The 21,760-nt window shown below is 70.0% G+C and carries 20 protein-coding genes and 1 tRNA gene; 6 read left to right on the top strand and 15 right to left on the bottom strand.

The window, feature by feature from the left end; all coding sequences use genetic code 11:
• Positions 1 to 48 precede the first annotated feature (48 nt).
• Together LXM50_RS11910 and LXM50_RS11915 are read right to left on the bottom strand one after the other, a co-directional pair.
• On the bottom strand, positions 49 to 996 hold the full coding sequence (locus LXM50_RS11910) for a type II secretion system F family protein (protein WP_233311534.1): 948 nt from the start codon (positions 994 to 996) through the stop codon (positions 49 to 51).
• A gap of 5 nt (positions 997 to 1,001) precedes the next feature.
• On the bottom strand, positions 1,002 to 1,991 hold the full coding sequence (locus LXM50_RS11915) for a TadA family conjugal transfer-associated ATPase (protein WP_233311535.1): 990 nt from the start codon (positions 1,989 to 1,991) through the stop codon (positions 1,002 to 1,004).
• Positions 1,992 to 2,375: 384 nt separating this feature from the next.
• Here LXM50_RS11915 and acs point away from each other — a divergent pair, with 384 nt between their 5' ends.
• Positions 2,376 to 4,340 carry an acetate--CoA ligase gene (gene acs, locus LXM50_RS11920; RefSeq protein ID WP_233311536.1) on the top strand — a complete coding sequence of 655 codons (1,965 nt, stop codon included), beginning with the start codon at positions 2,376 to 2,378 and terminating at the stop codon, positions 4,338 to 4,340.
• 106 nt (positions 4,341 to 4,446) lie between these two features.
• Here the strand turns inward: acs and LXM50_RS11925 are convergent, their stop codons facing one another.
• Both LXM50_RS11925 and LXM50_RS11930 read right to left on the bottom strand, forming a co-directional pair.
• Positions 4,447 to 4,905 (bottom strand): RidA family protein, encoded by a 459-nt coding sequence (locus LXM50_RS11925; RefSeq protein WP_233311537.1) that lies wholly within the window; start codon positions 4,903 to 4,905, stop codon positions 4,447 to 4,449.
• On the bottom strand, positions 4,902 to 5,126 hold the full coding sequence (locus LXM50_RS11930) for a DUF4177 domain-containing protein (protein ID WP_233311538.1): 225 nt from the start codon (positions 5,124 to 5,126) through the stop codon (positions 4,902 to 4,904). Before LXM50_RS11930 ends, LXM50_RS11925 begins: the two co-directional genes overlap by 4 nt.
• Before the next feature lie 74 nt (positions 5,127 to 5,200).
• On the opposite strand from LXM50_RS11930, the gene LXM50_RS11935 reads away from it, so the two are divergent.
• From LXM50_RS11935 to LXM50_RS11950, 4 genes are all read left to right on the top strand, one after another.
• Positions 5,201 to 7,846 carry a penicillin-binding protein gene (locus LXM50_RS11935; RefSeq protein WP_233311539.1) on the top strand — a complete coding sequence of 882 codons (2,646 nt, stop codon included), beginning with the start codon at positions 5,201 to 5,203 and terminating at the stop codon, positions 7,844 to 7,846.
• A 2-nt stretch (positions 7,847 to 7,848) separates the two neighbouring features.
• Positions 7,849 to 8,784, top strand: coding sequence for a metallophosphoesterase (locus LXM50_RS11940; RefSeq protein WP_233311540.1), 936 nt, complete (start codon positions 7,849 to 7,851; stop codon positions 8,782 to 8,784).
• A 77-nt stretch (positions 8,785 to 8,861) separates the two neighbouring features.
• Positions 8,862 to 8,938: transfer RNA gene (locus tag LXM50_RS11945), tRNA-Pro, on the top strand.
• A 282-nt stretch (positions 8,939 to 9,220) separates the two neighbouring features.
• Positions 9,221 to 9,976: an HAD-IIB family hydrolase gene (locus tag LXM50_RS11950; RefSeq protein WP_233311541.1), complete on the top strand. Its 756-nt coding sequence runs from the start codon at positions 9,221 to 9,223 to the stop codon at positions 9,974 to 9,976.
• Between the two features lie 87 nt (positions 9,977 to 10,063).
• Here the strand turns inward: LXM50_RS11950 and LXM50_RS11955 are convergent, their stop codons facing one another.
• From LXM50_RS11955 to LXM50_RS11990, 8 genes are all read right to left on the bottom strand, one after another.
• Positions 10,064 to 11,323 (bottom strand): alpha-hydroxy acid oxidase, encoded by a 1,260-nt coding sequence (locus LXM50_RS11955; RefSeq protein ID WP_233311542.1) that lies wholly within the window; start codon positions 11,321 to 11,323, stop codon positions 10,064 to 10,066.
• A 17-nt stretch (positions 11,324 to 11,340) separates the two neighbouring features.
• Positions 11,341 to 12,066, bottom strand: a complete 726-nt coding sequence (locus LXM50_RS11960; protein ID WP_233311543.1) for a FadR/GntR family transcriptional regulator — start codon at positions 12,064 to 12,066, stop codon at positions 11,341 to 11,343.
• 170 nt (positions 12,067 to 12,236) lie between these two features.
• A complete protein-coding gene (locus tag LXM50_RS11965; protein WP_233311544.1) occupies positions 12,237 to 12,851 on the bottom strand; it encodes a thymidine kinase in 615 nt (204 codons plus the stop codon).
• 9 nt (positions 12,852 to 12,860) lie between these two features.
• On the bottom strand, positions 12,861 to 14,321 hold the full coding sequence (mqo, locus tag LXM50_RS11970) for a malate dehydrogenase (quinone) (protein WP_308192523.1): 1,461 nt from the start codon (positions 14,319 to 14,321) through the stop codon (positions 12,861 to 12,863).
• 129 nt (positions 14,322 to 14,450) lie between these two features.
• Entirely contained in the window at positions 14,451 to 15,515 is a 1,065-nt protein-coding gene (locus tag LXM50_RS11975) for an aspartate-semialdehyde dehydrogenase (RefSeq protein ID WP_233311545.1), read from the bottom strand.
• Positions 15,516 to 15,670: 155 nt separating this feature from the next.
• Positions 15,671 to 16,957: an aspartate kinase gene (locus LXM50_RS11980; protein WP_233311546.1), complete on the bottom strand. Its 1,287-nt coding sequence runs from the start codon at positions 16,955 to 16,957 to the stop codon at positions 15,671 to 15,673.
• 109 nt (positions 16,958 to 17,066) lie between these two features.
• On the bottom strand, positions 17,067 to 17,684 hold the full coding sequence (locus tag LXM50_RS11985; RefSeq protein WP_233311547.1) for a response regulator transcription factor: 618 nt from the start codon (positions 17,682 to 17,684) through the stop codon (positions 17,067 to 17,069).
• Positions 17,681 to 19,012: a sensor histidine kinase gene (locus LXM50_RS11990; RefSeq protein WP_233311548.1), complete on the bottom strand. Its 1,332-nt coding sequence runs from the start codon at positions 19,010 to 19,012 to the stop codon at positions 17,681 to 17,683. The genes LXM50_RS11985 and LXM50_RS11990 overlap by 4 nt, the downstream gene beginning before the upstream one ends.
• A 96-nt stretch (positions 19,013 to 19,108) precedes the next feature.
• Here LXM50_RS11990 and LXM50_RS11995 point away from each other — a divergent pair, with 96 nt between their 5' ends.
• On the top strand, positions 19,109 to 19,582 hold the full coding sequence (locus LXM50_RS11995) for a DUF2871 domain-containing protein (protein WP_233311549.1): 474 nt from the start codon (positions 19,109 to 19,111) through the stop codon (positions 19,580 to 19,582).
• Here LXM50_RS11995 and LXM50_RS12000 read toward each other — a convergent pair.
• From LXM50_RS12000 to LXM50_RS12010, 3 genes are read right to left on the bottom strand one after another with little or no spacing between them, the layout of a single operon-like run.
• The gene (locus LXM50_RS12000) at positions 19,548 to 20,558 is read right to left on the bottom strand and encodes a DMT family transporter (protein WP_233311550.1); all 1,011 of its coding nucleotides are present in this window, start codon (positions 20,556 to 20,558) and stop codon (positions 19,548 to 19,550) included. The genes LXM50_RS11995 and LXM50_RS12000 overlap by 35 nt on opposite strands.
• The gene (gene recR / locus LXM50_RS12005) at positions 20,555 to 21,148 is read right to left on the bottom strand and encodes a recombination mediator RecR (protein ID WP_233311551.1); all 594 of its coding nucleotides are present in this window, start codon (positions 21,146 to 21,148) and stop codon (positions 20,555 to 20,557) included. Before recR ends, LXM50_RS12000 begins: the two co-directional genes overlap by 4 nt.
• A gap of 56 nt (positions 21,149 to 21,204) precedes the next feature.
• The gene (locus tag LXM50_RS12010; protein WP_233311552.1) at positions 21,205 to 21,630 is read right to left on the bottom strand and encodes a hypothetical protein; all 426 of its coding nucleotides are present in this window, start codon (positions 21,628 to 21,630) and stop codon (positions 21,205 to 21,207) included.
• Positions 21,631 to 21,760: the final 130 nt, after the last annotated feature.

Below are 21,760 nucleotides of genomic sequence, written 5' to 3' on the forward strand. Positions count from 1 at the left end.
TTCTCTCTTCTCTTCCGGATGACGGCGCCCGGTCGGGTGCCGTCGGATTCAGGCGAACGGCAACGGGGTCGTGGACAGCACGCTGAGGATCAGGGGCGCGACGCCGAGCAGCATGAATGCCGGCAGTGTGCAGGCCCCGAGCGGGAGCAGCAGGCGCGAGCTCAGCCGTGCGGCACCCGTGCGACCGACCGTGCGGGCATCACGTCGGGCGCGGTCCGCCTCGGCTCGCAGCAGCTCCACGGCCGGCACGCCGGCGGCGGCCGACAAGCGCAGCACCCGCTCGATCGTCTCCACGGCGGTCCCCGGGTCGTCCTCCGCAGCGCTCTCCTGTTCCACGAGCGAACGGGCTCGCGGGATCGCGGTTCCGCCCGTGAGCGCCACCACGAGCAGCTCGGCACGGATCCCCGGGATCCCGGCAGGCGGGGCGGCTCGACGCACCAGCGCCCTGGTCCAGGCGCGCGCGGCCGACAGCAGCCCGAGACCGGATGCGAGGCAGACCCAGCCTGCGGGCTGCGTGAGCAGCACCGTCACGGTGTCGAAGCCGAGGGCGGTTCCGAGCAGCAGACCGACGAGCGGCAGCCACAGCATGAGCCGGGCGGTGCCGGCAGGCTCGGCGAGCGCGATCGAGACCTCGGCCCTGATGTCGCCGGCACCCTCGAGCGCCGCGGCGATCGCACGCAGCACCTCGCCGAGTGGCGCACCTACGGTCGCGGAGATCCCCCACGCCGCGGCGACCGTGCGCCACACCCCGCCCCGCAACCGGATGGCGTCGACCAGCGGACGCCCCTGCTCCACGTCGGCGAGCACCTCGACCGCGTCGGACGAACCGCTCTCCGCCAGATGCCTCCAGGCCGTGAGCGGCGCCGCGCCGGCCTGCAGCAGCACGGCCAGGGTCCGCACGACCTCTGCGACCTCGGTCTCGGACGGCCCCCCTCCACCCCGCAGGCGCGGATGCCGCCCACGGGCGGGCACTCCGGATCCGACTCGTGCCTTCACGCGCCTCACCACGGCTGCACCTCTGCGATGCCCAGGTGCTCGCCGTCCAGCCGCAGCACGCCCACCTGGGCGAGCCGACGCACACCACCCGTGGCCCGGACCAGATGCAGCACAAAGGCGAACGCGCTCACGGCCTGACGTGCGAGCGCGGGCGGATCCATCCCCGCCAGCGCGCCGAGTGCTTCCAGTCGTGCGGGGACGTCGGCGAGCCCGCTCGCATGCATGGTTCCCGCGCCACCGTCGTGGCCCGTGTTCAGCGCCGTCAGCAGATCGCGGATCTCCTCGCCACGGCACTCGCCCACGATCAGCCGGTCCGGCCGCATCCTCAGGGACTCGCGTACGAGTCGAGCGACGCTGATCGCGCCGACGCCCTCCAGGTTCGGTTGCCGTGCTTCGAGCGACACGTGGTGCGGATGCCGGGGCCGCAGTTCGGCGACGTCCTCGATCGTGAGGATCCGTTCCTGCGGCGGCACGTGCGCGAGCAGGGCTGCCAGCATCGTCGTCTTGCCCGTGCCGGTGCCGCCCGTGATCAGCACGTTCCTCCGGTCGCGCACGGTCTGCTCGAGCCAGGTCCGCTGTGCCGCGTCGACGGCGCCGAGTCGGCCCAGGTCGTCGAGATCCGCCGCGCGCACCCGCGGGATCCGCACCGAGACGGCCGTGCCGCTGGTCGACACCGGCGCGAGCACGGCGTGCACGCGCACGCCCGAGGCGAGCCGCACGTCCACGCAGGGCGCCTGATCATCGAGGTGCCGGCCGCCGAGCGCGACCAGGCGCACGGCCAGCTCGCGCACCTCGCGCTCCGACGCCGTCCATCCGGGCACCGGCTCCGCGCCGGCGCCGCGATCGAGGAAGAGACCGCCGGCGCCGTTCAGGAACAGGTCCGTCACCTGGGGATCGGCAGCGTGCACGGCGAGTTCGCCGAATGCCGGGTCCAGCTCGAGCCGCTCGGCGGCGGCAGCGGATCCACGCGGGACGATCACGAAGGGCGAGGCCATGTCCCGACGCTAGGCACCCGCGCCACGGCGCGGGACGGGGTCCGCGCAACCGGTGCACAACCCGCTGCGCCGCGCGAATGTGCGGAGCGGGCGACCGCCAACCACGGGTTCTACCGCGGAACGACCGGGAACGGAAGTGGGCGGCATCCCACGGGGGGAATGGGATGCCGCCCGTCTGCGGCGGACGGAGGGGGACCGTCGGAGCCGCAGGAAAGCCGGATTCGATTGATCGGCCGTCGGACAGTGTACGTCTGAAAAGGCACCGTACAAAACGGATCCGACTACCGACTTCCGTCGGTAGTGAGAGACGATGGGCACGGCTAGATTCACCGATGTCGCGGCTGACGCCGCGATGCCCCCGCCGCAAAGGAGCGCCCTCTCACCATGAGCAGCCAGATCGATCACGTCTTCGACGAGACCCGGGTCTTCCCGCCCTCCCCCGAGTTCGCCGCCGCGGCCGTCGCGCAGCCGGAGCTCTACGCCGAAGCGGCCACCGATCGCGAGGCGTTCTGGGCGAAGCAGGCCCGCGAGCTGCACTGGCACACGCCGTTCACCGAGGTGCTGGACTGGTCCGCGCCGCCGTTCGCGAAGTGGTTCGCCGACGGCGAGCTCAACGTCGCGTACAACTGCCTCGACCGGCACGTGGAGGCCGGCAACGGCGACCGCATCGCCCTGCTCTGGGAGGGCGAGCCCGGCGATGAGCGCCGCATCACCTATGCCGAGCTCACCGACGAGGTCAAGCGCCTCGCGAACGTGCTCGAAGGCCTCGGCGTCGGCCACGGCGACCGCGTCGCCATCTACCTGCCGATGATCCCCGAGGCCGTGGCCTCGATGCTCGCCGTCGCGCGCATCGGTGCGATCCACTCCGTCGTCTTCGGCGGCTTCAGCGCCGACAGCCTGCGCTCCCGCATCGACGACGCGGGAGCCAAGGTCGTCATCACCGCCGACGGCGGCTACCGCAAGGGCAAGGCGTCGGCTCTGAAGCCGACGGTCGACCAGGCGCTCGCCGACCGCGGATCCGGCGAGCAGAACACGGTCGAGCACGTGATCGTGGTCCAGCGCTGTGAGAACGAGATCGACTGGGACGACGAGCGCGACCTCTGGTACCACGATGTCGTGGGTGCGGCCTCGAACGCGCATGCCGCTCAGGCGTTCCCCGCTGAGAACCCGCTATTCATCCTGTACACCTCCGGCACCACCGGGAAGCCCAAGGGCATCCTGCACACCTCCGGCGGCTACCTCACCCAGGCGTCATACACGCACCGCGTGGTCTTCGACCTGAAGCCCGAGACGGACGTCTACTGGTGCACCGCCGACATCGGCTGGGTCACCGGACACTCGTACGTCGCCTACGGACCCCTCGCCAACGGCGCCACGCAGGTCATGTACGAGGGCACGCCGGAGACCCCGCAGCAGGGGCGCTGGTGGGACATCATCCAGAAGTACGGCGTCACCACCCTCTACACGGCACCCACCGCCATCCGTTCCTTCATGAAGCTCGGCCGCGAGATCCCGAACCAGTACGACCTGACCTCCCTGCGCCTGCTCGGCTCGGTCGGAGAGCCCATCAACCCCGAGGCGTGGATCTGGTACCGCGACGTCATCGGCGGCAGCCGCACGCCGATCGTGGACACCTGGTGGCAGACCGAGACCGGCGCGATCATGGTCTCCCCGCTGCCGGGCGTCACTGCGACCAAGCCGGGTTCGGCGCAGGTGGCGCTGCCGGGCATCTCGATCGACGTGGTGGACGACGACGGCACCACCGTGGGCATCGGCGGCGGCGGGCTGCTGGCGATCACGGAGCCGTGGCCGAGCATGCTGCGCGGCATCTGGGGCGACCCGGAGCGGTTCAAGGAGACGTACTGGGAGAAGTTCGAGAAGCAGGGCTACTACTTCGCGGGCGACGGCGCGCGTTTCGACGACGACGGTGATCTGTGGCTGCTCGGCCGCGTCGACGACGTGATGAACGTGTCCGGTCACCGCCTCTCCACCGCCGAGATCGAGTCGGCGCTCGTGGCGCACGAGGCAACCGCCGAGGCCGCCGTGGTCGGCGCCTCCGACGAGACCACCGGCCAGGCGGTCGTCGCGTTCGTGATCATCAAGGAGAGCTACCTCAAGGCGCACTCCCCCGAGGGTCTCGCCCAGCTGCTGCGCGGCTGGGTCGGCGAGCAGATCGGCCCGATCGCCCGTCCACGCGACGTCTACATCGTCGGCGAGCTGCCCAAGACCCGCTCCGGCAAGATCATGCGCCGCCTGCTGCGCGACGTGGCCGAGGGCCGTGAGGTCGGAGACACCACGACGCTCGCCGACACCATGGTGATGTCGACCATCTCGGCGCAGGTGAAGTAGGTCCCGAGCCCGTCGAGGACACGGATCCGCACCTGCGACGGGTCCGGATCCGCAGACGAAAGAAGGGGCGCTCTCCGCGGAGAGCGCCCCTTCTTTCGTGAAGAACTCAGGCGAGGGTGAAGACGACCTCGACCTCGACCGGGCTGTCCAGCGGCAGCACGGCCACGCCGACGGCGGCGCGGGCGTGCCTGCCGGCGTCGCCGAAGATCTCGCCCAGCACCTCGCTCGCACCGTTGATCACGCCGGGCTGGCCGGAGAACGACGGGTCGGACGCGACGAAGCCTCCCACGCGCAGCACCCCGCCGAGGCGGTCCACCCCGCCGGCCGCGTCGGCCGCTGCGGCGATCGCGTTCAGTGCGCACACGCGGGCGAGTCCCTTCGCGTCCTCCGCCGGGATCTCCGCGCCGACCTTCCCGGTCGCGGGGAGGGATCCGGCCACGAACGGCAGCTGACCCGAGGTGTACACGAGGCCGGCGTGCACGCGGGCGGGCACGTAGGCGGCCACGGGTGCGGCGACGGACGGGAGCTCGATGCCGAGCTCGGCGAGACGGGCGCTGAGGGTCATGCAGATTCTCCTTCGAACTGACGCGCGGCCTCCGCGGCCGCGGAAAGGCCGGTGTTGGCGGCGGTGTCGCCGCCCACCGGACGCTTGAGGTACGCCACGAGCCCGCCTTCGGGCCCGGTGACGACCTGCACCAGCTCCCAGCCCTGCTTGCCCCAGTTGTTCAGGATGGCGGCGGTGTTGTGGATCAGCAGCGGTGTGGTCAGGTATTCCCACGTTGTCATGGCTCTCCCGGCGGGACGGACGCGCTCGGGCGCGTCAAAGTTTGCGTTCAGGGAACTCCCCTACGATCAAGCGTATGCCTCAGACCAAACGCACGCTCACCGGCGTGCTCAGCGGCCTGGCCGGCCTTGTCGGTCTCAGCGTCGTCGCCGGTGTGCTCGTCACGGCCACTGTGACTCCGGTGTTCGCCGTCACCGGAGCAGCCGCCGCCCAGTCGATCGACATGTTCGAGGGCCTGCCCTCCAACCTGAAGGTCGACCGTCCGATGCAGCCGACGACGATCTACTCCAAGGACGCTGCCGGCAACGATCAGGTGATGGCGCGCTTCTACGACCAGAACCGCGTCCCGGTGGCGTACGGCCAGGTCGCGCCGGTGCTGTACGACGCACTGCTGGCGAGCGAGGACAAGAACTTCTACTCGCACGGCGGCATCGACATCGCCGGAACCCTGAAGGCGATCGTCGGCAACGTGAGCGGATCCGCCACCAACGGCGGGTCGTCCATCAGCCAGCAGTACGTCAAGAACGTGCTGCTGCAGGAGTGTGAGAAGGGCGTCCCCCTCTCCGACCCGAAGCGCGACGACAAGCTGAACCAGTGCTGGGTCGACGCCGCCTCCGCCGTCGGCTCCAAGGGCATCGCACGCAAGCTGCAGGAGATCCGCTACGCCACGGCGATCGAGAAGCAGTACTCCAAGAACGACATCCTCATCGGGTACCTGAACCTGGTGAACTTCGGCGGCACCACCTACGGCATCGAGGCCGCAGCCCAGCGCTACTTCAGCGTCTCCGCCTCGCAGCTCAACGCGGTGCAGGCCGCGACCCTGGTCGGCATGGTGCAGAACCCGAACGCCTTCCGCATCGACATGCCCGGCGGCACGTACGACTGCGACAAGGACGGCAAGAACTGCAAGAACTCCCAGGCGGACGGCTACCACGACACCCTCGTGCGCCGGAACTACGTGCTCAGCCGCATGGAGGTGCTCGGAAAGATCACCAAGGCGGAGTACGAGGCCGACAAGGCGCAGCCGATCACCCCGGCGATCAAGACGCCCTCGTCGGGGTGTGCCGACGCCGGCGACAACGCCTACTTCTGCAAGTACGTGCAGGCGACGCTCGAGGGCGACTCGTCGCTCGACTCCGCACTCGGACCGCAGAAGGACCGCTCGGACAAGCTGCTCCGCGGTGGCCTGAACGTCTACACGACCCTGTCCGCGCCGATGCAGGGCGCCGCCGTGCAGGCCATGCACGACTACACCACGCCCACCATCGACGGCATGGACTTCGGGGCAGCAGCCGTGAACCTGGACCCCAAGACGGGCAAGATCCTCGCGCTCGCGCAGAACACCGTCTTCAACGAGTCGCAGGACGCACCCCCCGGGCAGACCGGTATCGTGTATGCCGCCGACCAGGCGCACGGCGGCGGTATCGGCTTCTCCGTCGGATCGACGTACAAGGTGTTCACACTCCTCGACTGGCTCGAGAAGGGTCACTCCCTGCGCGAGTCCGTGGACGGCAACCTCAAGCGGATGACGTTCAAGTGCGGCACCAGCACGATGACGGCGGACACCGGCGAGATCGGCAACTTCCAGAACCAGCGCGGGTTCACCGGAACGCCGATGGAGTTCACCAGGCTGTCGCTGAACAGCGGATTCCTGGGCATGGCCTCGAAGCTGGACCTCTGCGACATCAACGATCTCGCCGCCCGCATGGGCGTGCACCTCGGCACGGAGTACAAGGGCAAGATGGTCCCGGTCAACAATCGGGAGAACGTCGTCGACGATCAAGGGAACATTCTCGCGTCGGCGCCCGCGCCGTTCGACGTCCTCGGCTCGAAGAACATCGCGCCTCTGGACATGGCCGCGGTCTACGCGGCGATCGCGAACAACGGCACGCGCTGCGATCCGCACGCGATCGAGAAGATCACGGGCCCCGACGGCGCCGACATCCCGCTCGCGCCGACCACGTGCACCGAGGTCATCAAGCCGGAGATCGCCGCCGGAGCGGCGTACGCCCTTCAGGGCGTGATGAACAGCGGCGGTACGGGCTCCCAGGCGAACCCCTTCGACGGAACCCCGCTGATCGGCAAGACCGGTTCGCACAACAACGCGCAGACGATGCTCATGTCCTCCTCCACGACCTCCACCACCGGAGTCTGGGTCGGTCAGGCCAGCGGCGACGTGAACATCAACGACTTCTCCACTCAGGACATCGGCGTGCCGAACATCCGTTATCCGCTGAGCAGGGCGATCCTCAGCGCGGCCGACAGCCTGTTCCCCGGCGGGGCGTTCCCGGACCCGGTGCAGAGCCAGCTCAAGCAGTCGTACACGAACCTGCCGAGCGTCATCGGCATGACCGTCGACCAGGCGACGCAGACGCTCGAGGGCGCCGGGTTCTCGGTCTCGGTCGGCGCCGCCGTGCAGAGCAACCTCCCGACGGACCAGGTCGCCCAGCAGGACCCGGGCCCCGGTCAGGTCGTCACGGGCAGCACGATCACGATCAGTCCGAGCAATGGGCAGGGTGCGTCCGTGCCGAACGTCGTCGGCATGACGATGGGCGACGCGGCGAACGCGCTCAAGACGGCCGGTTTCCAGGCCGTGAAGGGCACCTGCACGCCCGGCAATGGCGACGACTCCGGCACCGTGTCGGCGACGAACCCGGTCGCGGGGACAGCCGCCCCCAAGGGGTCCTCGGTCACGCTCAACTACGTGAAGAAGAACTGCTGAGGATGACGTCCTCTCGCACCACCCGTTCGGCCCTCATCGCACTCGGTGCGGTGGGGGCCGCCGGTGTCGCGGCCGCCACCTGGGGCATCGGCATCGAGCGCTACCTCTTCACGCTGCGCCACGCCACGGCCCGATCGCTGCCGGCGGGGTCGCGCCCGATGCGGATCCTGCACGTGTCCGACGCCCACATGGCGCCCTGGCAGCACCGCAAGCAGCGCTGGCTCGCCTCCTTGGCCGAACTGCGTCCCGATCTCGTCGTGAACACCGGCGACAACCTCGGCCACGAGGACGGACTCGACGGCATCCGCGCTGCGTTCGCCCCGTTCGCCGGGACGCCCGGGGTCTTCGTGCACGGATCCAACGACAAGTTCGGGCCATCGCCGCGCAATCCGTTCCGCTACTTCATGGGCCCTTCTGCGCGCTCGATCACGGCCCCGAAGCTCGACACCGAGGCCCTGGACCGCTTCTTCGCCGACGAGCTCGGCTGGACGGATCTGGACAACACCGCGGCGAGTCTCCAGGTCGCGGGATCCCGAGTGGATCTGTTCGGCGTCGACGACGCGCACCGCGACTGGGATGAGCTCGACGCGCTTCCCGCCGCGATCGACGCGCTGGGCCCGCGCCCGGTCGACGTGCCCGTGCTGGGCGTCACCCACGCCCCGTACCAGCGCGTCCTGAACGCGTTCACGGATCTCGGAGCGGACGCGATCCTCGGCGGTCACACGCACGGCGGACAGGTGTGCATCCCCGGCTTCGGAGCGATCGTGGCCAACTGCGACATCCCCCTGAAGCAGGCGAAGGGTCTCAGCACCTGGACTCACGCGGGCCGCACGGTACCGCTGAACGTGAGCGCGGGCTGCGGTCACTCGATCTACGCGCCGGTCCGCTTCGCCTGCCGCCCCGAGGCGACGCTGCTGACGCTGCTGCCCCGCGGGTGATCGCCGGATCCGCCACGCGCGGGTTCCGCCTCGATTCGGCCCCGAGCTCGTTTCCGTATAGACTTGAACGGTTGCCACGGGGTGTGGCGCAGCTTGGTAGCGCGCTTCGTTCGGGACGAAGAGGCCGCAGGTTCAAATCCTGTCACCCCGACCAACGCCAGAGGGACCGGCCCGCAGGGTCGGTCCCTCTGGCGTTGTTTCGTGATGTCGGGCGGGGCCCCAGCGCAGAGGCTCCGCGCGTCGCGAATGCGACGTGTGGAGAAGCGCCTGGGGATGCACCCCGACGTAAACACAACAGAGGGATCGACCCGCCAGGGTCGATCCCTCTGTTGCTTCTCGCATTCCGGCGGCGTTCGAGTCACCGCGTGCGGCGCACGTCCGACGGTCGAAGTCCGCCCGGCTCGCTCTCACCCGGATCCTCTACGCTGGAACTGCTATGACGACGCCCCGCCTGGTCGCCTTCGACCTCGATGACACCCTCGCCCCCTCCAAGAGTGCGATCGACCCCCGCATCGCGGACCTACTCCTCGCCCTGGCCGGCCGGGTCGAGGTCGCGATCATCTCCGGTGGCAACGAGGAGCAGTTCCGCACCCAGGTCGTCTCGCGACTCGGCGAAGCCGACGACCGGCTCCTGCAGCGCATCCACCTGCTGCCGACGTGCGGCACCCGTTACCTCCGCTACGACGGATCCGGCTTCTCGCTGCTCTACGCGCATGACCTCACCGAGGCACAGAAGACCGCTGCCCTCACTGCACTCGAGGAAGAGGCGCGCCGCCTCGAGCTCTGGGAGAGCGAGACCTGGGGGCCCATCCTCGAGGACCGCGGTTCACAGATCACCTTCTCCGCCCTCGGCCAGAAAGCCCCCCACGACGCGAAGAAGGCCTGGGACCCCGACGGATCCCGCCGCGCCGCGCTCCGCGACGCCGTCTCCCCTCGCGTGCCCGACCTGGAGGTCCGGTCCGGCGGATCCACCTCGATCGACATCACGCGCGCCGGGATCGACAAGGCCTACGGCATGACCGAGCTCGCCGACCGCACCGGCATCCCGTTCGCGGACATGCTCTTCTACGGCGACCGCCTCGACGAGGGCGGCAACGACTATCCCGTCAAGGCCCTCGGCGTGCCCTGTGTCGCCGTGGAGGGCTGGGAGGACACAGCCGACCACCTGGACGCCCTGCTACCCACGCTCTGACGGGGCGGCCTCCGCGTTCAGGGAGCGATGTTCGTCGCTTCAACGGTCGAAACAGGACCAACATCGCTCCCCGAACGCGGATGAGGCTCAGCGGACGGCGGCGGCGAGTGCCGGCGCCACCGGCACCATGCGGGTCAGCTGCGTGACGTGACGCGGCTCCAGTTCAGCCAGCGACGAGACGCCGAGCAGGCGCATGGTGCGCTCGATCTCGGTACGCAGGATCGCGATCGTGCGATCGACCCCGCGCCGTCCGCCGGCCATGAGCCCGTACAGGTAGGCGCGGCCGATGAGCGTGAAGTCCGCGCCGAGCGCGACCGCGGCGACGATATCGGCGCCATTCATGATGCCGGTGTCGACCATGACGGTGAAGTCGTCGCCGACGGCCTTGCGCACCTGCGGCAGCAGGTGGAACGGGATCGGCGCCCGGTCGAGCTGGCGACCGCCGTGGTTGGACAGCACCACTCCATCCACCCCGTGGGTGTTCTTGAGTCTCACCGCGTCCTCGACCGTCTGCACGCCCTTCACGACGAGCTTGCCCGGCCAGATGCTCCGGATGACCTCGAGGTCGTCGTAGCTGATCGTGGGATCCATCGCCGCGTCGAGCAACTCCCCCACCGTGCCCCCGGTCGTCGACAGGGATGCGAACTCGAGCTTGGGCGTGGTGAGGAAATCGATCCACCACCACGGCCGAGGGATCGCGTTCAGGATCGTGCCGAGGGTCAGCTGCGGGGGGATCGAGAAGCCGTTGCGCTTGTCCCGCAGGCGTGCACCGGCCACCGGGGTGTCGACGGTGAACATCAGCGTGTCGAAGCCCGCCTCCGCGGCGCGGCGGGTGAGGCCGTAGGAGATCTCACGGTCGCGCATCACGTAGAGCTGGAACCAGTTGCGCCCGGCGGGATTGGTCGTGCGCACGTCCTCGATCGAGGTCGTGCCGAGCGTGGACAGCGTGAACGGGATACCGGCGGCGGCCGCCGCGCCCGCCCCGGCGATCTCCCCCTCGGTCTGCATGAGACGCGTGAACCCCGTCGGTGCGATCCCGAAGGGCAGCGCGCTCGGGCCGCCCAGGATCGTGGTGGAGGTGTCGAGCTCGGGAGCCGGTGCGAGGATCCCCGGGTGGAACTCGACGTCCTCGAACGCCTGCCGCGCGCGCGCGAGCGACAACTCTCCTTCGGCTGCGCCGTCGGTGTAGTCGAAGGCCGCCTTCGGGGTGCGCCGCTTCGCGATCGTACGCAGATCCGAGATCGTCAGCGCCCCCTCGAGGCGACGCTTCGTGCCGTCGAACTCGGGCGCCTTGAACGTCATCAGTTCGAGGATCTCGGCGGGGTTGGGGAGCTGGCGCTGCACCATGAGGGGGTTCCTTCCGATCAGAGGTGGAGGTCGCCGGCGCCGGCCAGGCCGGTCGCGGCGTAATAGCCGGTGATGTGCTCGCGCACGAGCGCCGCGGCCGCGTTGGCCCGGCCCTCGTCGATCGCACGGACGATGCCGCGGTGCTCTGCCCGGAGCCGGGCCGCCATGTCCGTCCAGTCTTCGATTCCGGCGGATCCGGTGCGCACGTACGATTCGATGCTGTCGCGCAGTCCTGTCATCATCGCCGCGACGACGGAGTTCCCGCTGGCCTCGGCCAGAGTGAGGTGCAGTTGAGCGTCGAGCGCGAGGAAGTCGGCGGCGCTGAGGTCGGCGTCCATCGCGTCGAGGAGCCGATGGGCCTCCGCCGTGTCGGCCGCTCCCCCGGCCAGGGCCGTGACGACCGCCTGCTCCAGGATGAGGCGCGTGCCGACGATATCGGCGATGGGGAAGCTCTGAGCGGCGACCTGGAGGCGCAGCAGCGCGGACAGCCCCCCGCCCGGGGCCGCGATGACGATCGCCCCCGCCTGCGGGCCGGATCCGGTCGACGTGCGGATGAGTCCCATCACCTCGAGCACGCGGATCGCCTCTCGCACACTGGAGCGCCCCACGCCGAGCTCGGCCGCGAGATCGCGTTCACTGGGCAGCCGGTCGCCGGGCCCGAGTTCGCCGTCGACCAAGCGCTGCTCTACGTGCTGCAGCACCGTGCGCCAGGTGCGCGCGGGCGCATCTCTGCGATCGGGCATCCGTCCTCCTGTGGTCTGACCACAGCCTAGGGTCTGTGGTCAGACCACGCAACCCGTCGCGTCATCCTCGTTCGAAGAGCGAAGTCTGTCGCCGATTGGCCGAATCCACAGCGAGCATCGCTCCCCGAAACCGGAAGCGTCTCCCTCGAGCAGGGGCGAGTCCCATCGCCTCAGCCCAGGCGACCGCCGGATTCCTGCAGATAGCAGTGACCGCACAGCGACTCGTAGGTGGTGACGACCTGGTCGCCGGCGCCGTCGATCGCGACCTGGTCGCCATCGAACACGAAGCGGTCCCCGATCCGACGGCCGTTGAACACGGCCTTGCGACCGCAGCGGCAGATCGTCTTGAGCTCCTCGAGCGTGTGCGCGATCGCGAGCAGCCGCCCGGATCCCGGGAAGGCGTGCGTGAGGAAGTCGTTGCGGATGCCGTACGCGAGTACGGGGATGTCATCCTCGACCGCGATGCGGAACAGGTCATCGACCTGCGCCGGGTCCAGGAACTGCGCCTCGTCCACGAGCAGGCAGGCGACGTCGTTGCCGGCACGCCGGACGCGGTCGCGCTCCCGATGGAACAGCGCCCTCGCGCCCTCCGTCGCTCCGATCAGGAAGTCGACCTCGCGCGTCATGCCGAGACGACTCTCGACCTGCGAGGCACCCTTGGTGTCGATCGCGGGCTTGGCGAGCAGCACGTGCTGGCCGCGTTCCTCGTAGTTGTAGGCGGCCTGCAGCAGAGCCGTGGACTTGCCGGAGTTCATCGCCCCGTAGCGGAAGTACAGCTTGGCCACGGCGCCGGATCAGGCCGTCAGGTCGAGCGTCTTCGCCGTGGCGCCCATCGATGCGCGCGCGTCCGCCGCGGAGTCGTTGAGCTTCTCGCCGAGCGTCGGGATCAGCTCCTGCAGCTTCGGCTCCCAGTCGCCGTACTGCTCCGGGAAGCAGCGCTGCAGCACGTCGAGCATGACCGGCACGGCCGTGGACGCCCCCGGGGAGGCGCCGAGCAGGCCCGCGATCGTGCCGTCGGCCGCCGCGACGACCTCGGTGCCGAACTGCAGCTTGCCGCCCTTCATGACCTGCGCGCGCTGACCGGCCTGCAGCAGCTCCCAGTCCTCGTCCTGCGCAGTGGGCATGAACTCGCGCAGTGTGTCGACCTTCTTGCGGTGCGTCTTCAGCAGCTCGCTGACCAGGTACTTGATGAGGTCGACGTTGGTGAACGCCACCTTGAGCATGCTGCCCAGGTTGTGGGCGCGCACCTGGGTGACGATGTCCAGCATCCCGCCCTGCTTCAGGAACTTCGGGCTGAACGTGGCGAACGGGCCGAACAGCAGGCTCGTCTCCCCGTCGACCACGCGGGTGTCGAGGTGCGGCACCGACATCGGCGGTGCACCGACCGGCGCCTGCGAGTAGACCTTGGCCTGATGCTTGGCGACGATCGCCGGGTTCGATGTCTTCAGCCACTGCCCGCCGATCGGGAAGCAGCCGTAGCCCTTGATCTCGGAGATGCCGGAGCCCTGCAGCAGCTTGAGCGCCCAGCCGCCCGCGCCGACGAACACGAAGCGGGCGTTGATCGAGCCCGGGGCATTGCCGATCACGTTGCGGTACCGCACGTCCCAGGTGCCGTCCTTGCGCTGCTTGAGTTTGCGGACCTCGTGGTTGCGCAGCAGCGTGAAGCGGTCGTCCTCGGTGAGGTGATCGAAGAGCTGGCGGGTGAGGGATCCGAAGTCGACATCGGTGCCGCTCGGCACCCGGGTCGCGGCGAACGGCTCGCCCTTGCGGCGCTGCTCCATCAGCAGCGGCGCCCACTGGTTGATCACGCGGGAGTCCTCGCTGAACTCGATCCCCGCGAACAGCGGCTGCTCCTTGAGGACCTCATAGCGGTGGCGCAGGTAGTCGACGTCCTTCTGCCCGCGCACGAACGTCATGTGCGGCGTGGAGTTGATGAACGTCGTGGGCGCGTCGAGCACACCGCGGTCGACCAGCGTCGACCACAGCTGACGGCTGAGCTGGAACTGCTCGTTGATGCCGATCGCCTTCGCGGGATCCAGCGCGCCGCCCTTGCCCTCGGGCATGTAGTTCAGCTCGCACAGGGCCGCGTGGCCCGTGCCCGCGTTGTTCCACGCGTTCGAGCTCTCCTCTGCGACGTCGCTCAGCCGCTCGAAGGCGACGACCTTCCAGTCGGGCTGCAGTTCCCGCAGCAGGGTTCCCAGGGTGGCGCTCATGATGCCACCGCCGATGAGGACGACGTCGACGGATTCAGTCACTCGAACAGTCTAGTTGTCCGCGAGAGTCGAGTTCTTCGCCGTGGCGGCCATCCGTCGCCGGACATTCGCCACGACGGACATCACCGTCGAGAGGTGCGGATCCCGGACTTTCCCCGGCTGGCGAGGACCTCAGGATCCGAGACGCGCCGCCACGAGCTCGGCGACCTGGACCGCGTTCAGCGCGGCACCCTTGCGCAGGTTGTCGTTGCTGATGAACAGCACGAGGCCCTTGCCCTCCGGAGCGGACTGGTCGGCGCGGATCCGGCCGACGTAGCTCGGGTCCTTGCCCGCGGCGTACAGCGGCGTCGGCACCTCTTCGACCACGACACCCGGCGCCGCAGCCAGCACGTCGTACGCGCGCTGCGGGCTGATGTCGTTCGCGAACTCGACGTTGATCGACAGTGAGTGCCCGGTGAACACCGGCACCCGCACGCACGTGCCCGCGACGCGCAGATCCGGGAGGCCGAGGATCTTGCGGCTCTCGTTGCGGAGCTTCTTCTCCTCATCGGTCTCGTTGAGACCGTCGTCGACGACGGATCCGGCGAGCGGGATGACGTCGAACGCGATCGGCGCCACGTACTTCTCCGGCTGCGGGAAGTCGAGCGCGGACCCGTCGTGCACGAGCCGCAGGGTGTCACCCTGGGCGAGCACGCCCTCGACCTGGCCGAGCAGCTCCTGCGCGCCGGCGAGGCCGGATCCGCTCACGGCCTGGTAGGTGCTCACGATCAGGCGCTCGAGACCCGCTTCGGCATGCAGCGCCTTGAGCACGGGCATCGCGGCCATCGTGGTGCAGTTCGGGTTCGCGATGATGCCCTTGGGTGTGTCCGCGATCGCCTCGGGGTTGACCTCGCTCACCACCAGCGGCACCTCGGGGTCCATCCGCCACGCGCTGGAGTTGTCCACGACCACGGCACCGGCCGCGGCGAAGCGCGGCGCATAGGCCCGGCTCGCGGTCGCTCCGGCGGAGAAGAGCGCGATCTCGATGCCGGCCGGGTCCGCCGTCTCCACGTCCTCGACGATGACGGGGGTGCCGCCGAAGTCGATCGCGGTGCCGGCAGAGCGGGCCGAGGCGAACAGGCGCAGCTCGCGGATCGGGAAGGCGCGCTCCGCGAGGATGTCGCGCATGACGGTGCCCACCTGGCCGGTGGCGCCGACGATGGCGACGGAGAATCCTGAGTCGGAGATGCGGGTCATGAGGGTGCTTCCTTGGCTTCGTGCCGTGGCGGGTGCCGAACGGCGGACGAGGCGGAGGCGCGGTCGCCGGGTGTGGCGGATCGATCCACGCCTGGCGCCGGTGTCAGGGTTTGGGCGATTCTACCGGGTTCGCGGGGAACCCGGCGCCGCGCGGATCAGCGACCGGTGCCGGCGGCGACGACGGCTTCGACCTCGCCGTCCAGGCCGTACGCGGCGTGCACCACGCGCGCGGCCTCGGCCAGCTCGTCGCCGCGAACGACCACGGAGATGCGGATCTCGGAGGTCGAGATCATCTCCAGGTTCACGCCCGCGATCGACAGCGCCTCGAAGAGGATGGCGGAGACGCCCGAGTGCGTGCGCATGCCGGCGCCCACGACCGACAGCTTGCCGATCTGGTCGTCGTGCAGCAGGCTCTCGAAGCCCACGTCGGACTGCTCGGCCGCCAGCGCCTTGAGCGCGGCGGAGGCGTCGGACTTCGGCAGCGTGAAGGAGATGTCGGTGCGACCGGTGGACGCGGCGGACACGTTCTGCACGATCATGTCGACGTTCGCGCCGGACTTGGCCACGATCTTGAAGATCTCCGCGGCCTTGCCCGGCACGTCGGGAACACCCGCGACCGTGACCTTGGCCTGGCTGAGGTCGGTGGCGACACCGGCGACGATCGGCTCTTCCATGATTGCTCCCTCGGATTCGCGGGGGTTCTTCATGCCCTCGCCCAGAACGTAGGTGCCCTCCGTCGACGTGAAGCTCGACCGGGCGTGGATCAGGACGCCGTGCCGGCGCGCGTACTCGACGGCGCGGATGTACAGCACCTTGGCGCCGTTCGCGGCCAGCTCGAGCATCTCCTCGCTCGAGACGTGCGACAGCTTGTGCGCGAGCGGGACCACGCGCGGGTCGGCGGTGAAGATGCCGTCGACGTCACTGTAGATCTCGCAGACGTCGGCGTCGAGGGCGGCGGCGAGCGCGACCGCGGTGGTGTCGGATCCGCCGCGACCGAGGGTCGTGATGTCCTGAGTGTCGTCGTTGATGCCCTGGAAACCGGCGACGATGACGATGGCGCCCTCGTCGAGCGCCTCGCGCAGACGCGTCGGGGTGACCTCGACGATGCGCGCGGATCCGTGCCGGCTGTCGGTGCGCATCCCGGCCTGCGGTCCCGTGAAGGAGCGCGCATCGAAGCCCATCGAGTGGATCGCCATCGCGAGCAGGGCCATCGAGATGCGCTCGCCGCTCGACAGCAGCATGTCGAGCTCGCGCGGCGCGGGGATCGGCGCGACCTGGGCCGCGAGGTCGAGCAGCTCGTCCGTGGTGTCGCCCATGGCGCTCACGGCCACGACGACGTCGTGTCCGGCGCGGCGCGTGTCGACGATGCGCTTCGCGACGCGCTTGATGCTCTCTGCGTCGGCGACGGACGAGCCGCCGTACTTCTGCACGATGAGGGCCACGGATCACTCCTGGGGGATGCCGGGCGCCGGGGGCGGCGCACCACCGCACATTCTACGAGCGCACTCCATGCCGGATCCGGTATGTGACGGTGCCGAGCGCCCTGGAGCCTCAGAGCAGGCCGCGGCGGCGGGCCTCGGAGACGGCGCCCGTGCGGCTCTCGGCGCCGAGCTTGTCGAGCAGATGCACGATGTGCGTCTTCACCGTGGCTTCCGTGACGAACAGGCGCACCGCGATCTCGCGGTTGCTGAGGCCCTCGGACACGAGCGCCAGCACCTCCTGCTCACGCGCTGTCAGCTCGACCCGCGGTGCACGCAGCGCGGCGACCAAGCGCTCGTCCCCGCCGGGGGTGGGCACGGTGGATCCGGCAGCCGCGTCCACGATCGCCCGGGAGATGACCTCGATGCCCACCTCCTTGAGCAGATAACCGGCGGCACCCGCCTCGACCGCCCGGACGATCTGGGCGTCGTGGTCGAACGTGGTGAGGATCAGGACCGCGGGCGCCCCCGGGAGCGCCCGCAGTGCGGCGGTCGTGGCGACCCCGTCCATGCCCTCCCCGAGGCGCAGATCGCAGAGCACGACGTCGGGGTGCAGCTCGCGGGCGGCTGTGACGGCCTCTTCGCCCGTGCCGACCTCGGCGAGCACGTCGAAGCCGCGCGCCTCGACGACGGCGCGGATCCCGGCACGCACGATCGGGTGGTCGTCGACGATGATCAGCCGGACGCTCACTTCGACTCCCTTCGGTCGCTCAGCGCGACGCTTGGCGCTTCCCCGTTGCCGTCCGTGCCGCTGCCCCGGACGATGCTGCTGCCGTCCCCCGCGCCGAGGCTCGCCCCCGTGCCGAGCGGCAGTGTCGCCTCGATCGTGGTCCCGGCGCCGGGAGCGGAGCGGATCGTGAGCTCCCCGCCTCCCTCGCGCAGCCGCGAGCGCATCGCGGCGAGGCCGTACGACGCGTCGGAGGGGCGCACGGCCTGGTCGAATCCGACGCCGTCGTCCTCGATCCGCAGGCGGACGGATCCGCCTGCGGCCGTCAGGGCCACGTGCACCGTCTCCGCGTGCGCGTGCCGACGCACGTTCGCCAGCGCGGACTGGGCGACGCGCAGCAGTGCGACCTCGATCGGCGTCGAGAGCGGGGGCAGGTCCGGATCCACCTGCAGCGCGCCGGTGACGCCGGTCTCGTCGTGCAGGGCATCGAGCATGCGGTCGAGAGCGGCGGAGAGCGCGGACTCGTCGAGATCCGCGGGGGCGAGTGCCGCAACGATGCGGCGCAGCTCGGTGAGCGAATGCTGGGCGAGCTGCTCGATCTGGGCGGTGCGATCAGGACGCGCCCCTGGGGCAGGAACCGCGGGATCCGCAGCGGCGCTTCCCGCAGGATCCACCGGATCCAGGCGGGCGAGCATGACGATCGTGCTGAGCTCCTGCGCGATGGTGTCGTGCAGATCGCGGGCGAGTCGCGTGCGCTCGCGCGTGGCACCGGCCTCGCGCTGACTCGCGGCGAGCTCGTCGTGCAGGCGCTCCGCCTCATGCTGTGCGCGCAGCATCGAGTCGATGAGTCGCTCCCGCTCGGCCGCATCGCGCAGCATCGCGTCGTAGCCGAGCGACACCGCGAAGGCGAAGCCGCCCCCGACGAGCGGCCCGATGAGGTGGGCGAGCGAGGTTCCGGGTTGCACCCCGCCGGGATGGAGCATCGGGGCGACGATCGATGCGACGAGCACGACCGCGACGAAGCCGAGCGACCACGGCAGCCTCAGCACGTGCCCTGCGAGCAGCAGCAGCGGGAACGCGAGCCAGACGAACTCCGCGGACAGCGCGAGCATTCCGATCCAGATCGCGAGCAGCCCCAGCATCCACCAGACCGCGGCCCGTTTGTGCGCGAACCCGGCACCGGCGCCGTACCACGCCAGGTACACGGCCGCGGCGAGCAGAACGGGCAGCAGCTCCCCCTCGATGCCCGCGCGAGCGGTGGTGACGACGACGAGCACGACCGTGATGAGGTGCAGGGCGAAACGCGCGCCGCGCAGCATCTGCCGACGGGCGGAGGCGGGCGCGGTGGTCATGCTCCGATTCTCCCGGGTCGGTGGGACGTCTGCCCAGCCCCGGGCCTCGTTCGTTCGATGGATGCGCGGGGAGGCGGATGCGGGGAGGGTGGGATCATGACCGCTTCCGCCGACATCGCATCCTCGCCCTCCGCCGCGCCCGCTCAGCGTCGCGCGCTCACCCAGCTCTTCATCTCCACCGTCGTCTGGATCACCCTGGGGCTCGCCGCCGGGCTGTTCTACCGCGAGTTCACGAAGGCACAGGGCTTTCCGAACGGCTTCAGCGGGCAGCTCGCACTCGTGCACACGCACCTGCTCACCCTCGGCGCAATCGTCACCCTCATCGTGCTCGCCCTGGAGAAGGCGTTCTCACTCTCGTCGAGCCGCCTGTTCCGCTGGTTCTTCTGGATCTACAACGCCGGCGTGCTGGTGACGGGATCCATGATGATGTGGCACGGGATCCTGGATGTGCTGAAGATCGAGGCGTCCAAGGCCATCTCCGGAATCGCCGGCGCCGGTCACATCCTGATCGGGGCGGCCTTCGTGCTGCTGCTGATCACTCTGTGGAAGGGGATCCGTCGGGCGTCCTGACCTCCGGGCCCGCCGCCGGCCTGCGCGTGGGCGCTGCGGCCGGCGGCACCGGCTCGGCGGTCAGCTCCACCGCGGTCTCGTCGACCGCCGCCTTCGGCCGCAGCCGACCGCCGGTGCCGGCGAACCAGCATCCGATGATCACCAGCGGGAACCCGACGAGCAGCCCGGGTGTGAGCGGCTCGGCGAGCACGATGGCCCCGAGGATAATCGCGATCACGGGGTTGACGTAGGTGAACAGCGGAGCTCGGACCGGGCCGACCTCCTTGATGAGGGCGAAGAAGGCCAGGAACGCGATGGCGGTGCAGATCACGCCCAGCGCGATCAGAGCCGCGATCGACGGCACCGTCGGCACCTGGTGCTGGGTCAGCAGCGCGACCGGCAGGTAGAGGATCCCGATGAACAGGAGCGCGAGCGTGATCGTTCCGATCGACGGTACGTGGCCGAGCTTGCGGGCGACGATGAACGGCGCCGTCGCATAGAGCACGGCGACGAGCAGCACCTCCCCCGCGGCGAAGAGGTCGACCTTGCCGCCGGTCAGCCCGGGACCGGCGACCACCACGCCGACGCCGACGAAGCCGACGAGCAGACCGATCAGCCGCGCCGGCCGCAGCACGCCGCGGTCTCCGCCGCCGAGGGCGATGAGCGCCGCGAACAGCGGGACGGTCGCGACCAGCAGACCCGTGAGGCCCGATGGCAGGGACTGCTCGGCATGGCCGAGCAGGAGGAACGGACCCGCCATCTCCACGAGGCCGAACGCGAGCACCCAGGGCCAGTGCTTCCATGCGGCCTTGATCGCGCCACTGCGGATCGCGAACGGCAGCAGCAGCAGCGCCGCGATGAGGGTCCTCCCCGCCACCATCGCCGGCGGGGAGAACGACTCCACGACCACGCTGATGAGGAGGTAGGGCACGCCCCAGAGCAGGCACATCGCGCCGAAGAGCAGCCAGCCCCGACGGCTGAAGCCGGTGCCGCTCACAGGACGCGCCGACCCTCGAACGCCCGACCGAGCGTCACCTCATCGGCGTATTCCAGGTCGCCGCCCACCGGCAGGCCGGACGCGAGCCGCGAGACGGTGATCTGCATGCTGGTGAGCAGCCGGCTGAGATAGCTGGCCGTCGCTTCGCCCTCGAGGTTGGGGTTGGTGGCGAGGATGACCTCCTGCACGGTCCCGTCGGCGAGGCGCGTCATCAGTTGAGCGATGCGCAGGTCGTCCGGCCCCACCCCCGCGATCGGGCTGATCGCGCCGCCGAGCACGTGGTAGAGCCCGCGGAACTCACGGGTGCGCTCGATCGCCGCGACGTCCTTCGCGTCCTCGACCACGCAGATGAGCGCGGCGTTGCGGCGCGGGTCCCGGCAGATCGCGCAGCGCTCCTGCTCCGCGACGTTGCCGCAGATCTCGCAGAACCGCACCCGCTCGCGCACTTCCGAGAGCAGCTCGGCGAGCCGCTTCACGTCGAAGGAGGGCGTCTGCAGGATGTGGAACGTGATGCGCTGCGCGGATTTCGGGCCGATGCCCGGCAGGCGGCCGAACTCGTCGATCAGCTCCTGGACGATGCCGTCGTACATCTCGTGATCCTCATGATCGTTCGTTCACTGTTGCTGGTCGCCGCGGTCGCGGTCCCTCACTGGAACCGGGTCTGCGGCTCGTACGGCTCCTCACGGACGAACCTCGCGCCGAGCACCTGGCGCACCACCGCCTCGCCGTATCGCTGCACTCCAGGAGCCCCGGAGCGCGGAACCCGGTCGGTGACCACCGGGGCCGGCGGCGCCGCCCGCGGCGCCGGTTCGGGTCGTGCGCCGGATGAGGCGGGCGAAGGCGCCGTATCCGCTCGGCCGCTCGCGGACACCGCCTGTCCGACCGGAGCCATCGCGGGCTCAGGGGGCCCGCCGTAGGATCCCGGATCCGCATCGGGGCCGGGGTCGTCGGCATCGTCGGGGAACGGCGGCTCGTCGTCGAGGACGTCGCCGTCGTGCCCCGGCTCGTACCACCCTGAGGCCGGCATGGCCTCGACATCGGCAGGTTCTTCGTCGACGGGGAACTGGGCCACCCGAGGCTCAGCCGCCGGGACGGAAGAAGCAGGAGTCGACGGCGCAGACTCCGTTGCCGGCGATGCGGGCGACGACACGGTCGCTGCCGGGCTGGACGCGGCCGGCGCAGCATCGGGCGACGCCGCGGGC

Origin of the sequence: Microbacterium sp. Au-Mic1 (genome assembly GCF_021341785.1) — a bacterium.
In the GTDB taxonomy this organism is placed as follows: Bacteria; Actinomycetota; Actinomycetes; order Actinomycetales; family Microbacteriaceae; genus Microbacterium.

Coding starts and splice junctions, on each gene's coding strand:
- LXM50_RS11915 (WP_233311535.1), bottom strand. CDS start 1,991: ATGGCCTCGCCCTTCGTGATCGTCCCGCGTGGATCCGCTGCCGCCGCC.
- acs (WP_233311536.1), top strand. CDS start 2,376: ATGAGCAGCCAGATCGATCACGTCTTCGACGAGACCCGGGTCTTCCCG.
- LXM50_RS11925 (WP_233311537.1), bottom strand. CDS start 4,905: ATGACCCTCAGCGCCCGTCTCGCCGAGCTCGGCATCGAGCTCCCGTCC.
- LXM50_RS11930 (WP_233311538.1), bottom strand. CDS start 5,126: ATGACAACGTGGGAATACCTGACCACACCGCTGCTGATCCACAACACC.
- LXM50_RS11935 (WP_233311539.1), top strand. CDS start 5,201: ATGCCTCAGACCAAACGCACGCTCACCGGCGTGCTCAGCGGCCTGGCC.
- LXM50_RS11940 (WP_233311540.1), top strand. CDS start 7,849: ATGACGTCCTCTCGCACCACCCGTTCGGCCCTCATCGCACTCGGTGCG.
- LXM50_RS11950 (WP_233311541.1), top strand. CDS start 9,221: ATGACGACGCCCCGCCTGGTCGCCTTCGACCTCGATGACACCCTCGCC.
- LXM50_RS11955 (WP_233311542.1), bottom strand. CDS start 11,323: ATGGTGCAGCGCCAGCTCCCCAACCCCGCCGAGATCCTCGAACTGATG.
- LXM50_RS11960 (WP_233311543.1), bottom strand. CDS start 12,066: ATGCCCGATCGCAGAGATGCGCCCGCGCGCACCTGGCGCACGGTGCTG.
- LXM50_RS11975 (WP_233311545.1), bottom strand. CDS start 15,515: ATGACCCGCATCTCCGACTCAGGATTCTCCGTCGCCATCGTCGGCGCC.
- LXM50_RS11990 (WP_233311548.1), bottom strand. CDS start 19,012: ATGACCACCGCGCCCGCCTCCGCCCGTCGGCAGATGCTGCGCGGCGCG.
- LXM50_RS11995 (WP_233311549.1), top strand. CDS start 19,109: ATGACCGCTTCCGCCGACATCGCATCCTCGCCCTCCGCCGCGCCCGCT.
- recR (WP_233311551.1), bottom strand. CDS start 21,148: ATGTACGACGGCATCGTCCAGGAGCTGATCGACGAGTTCGGCCGCCTG.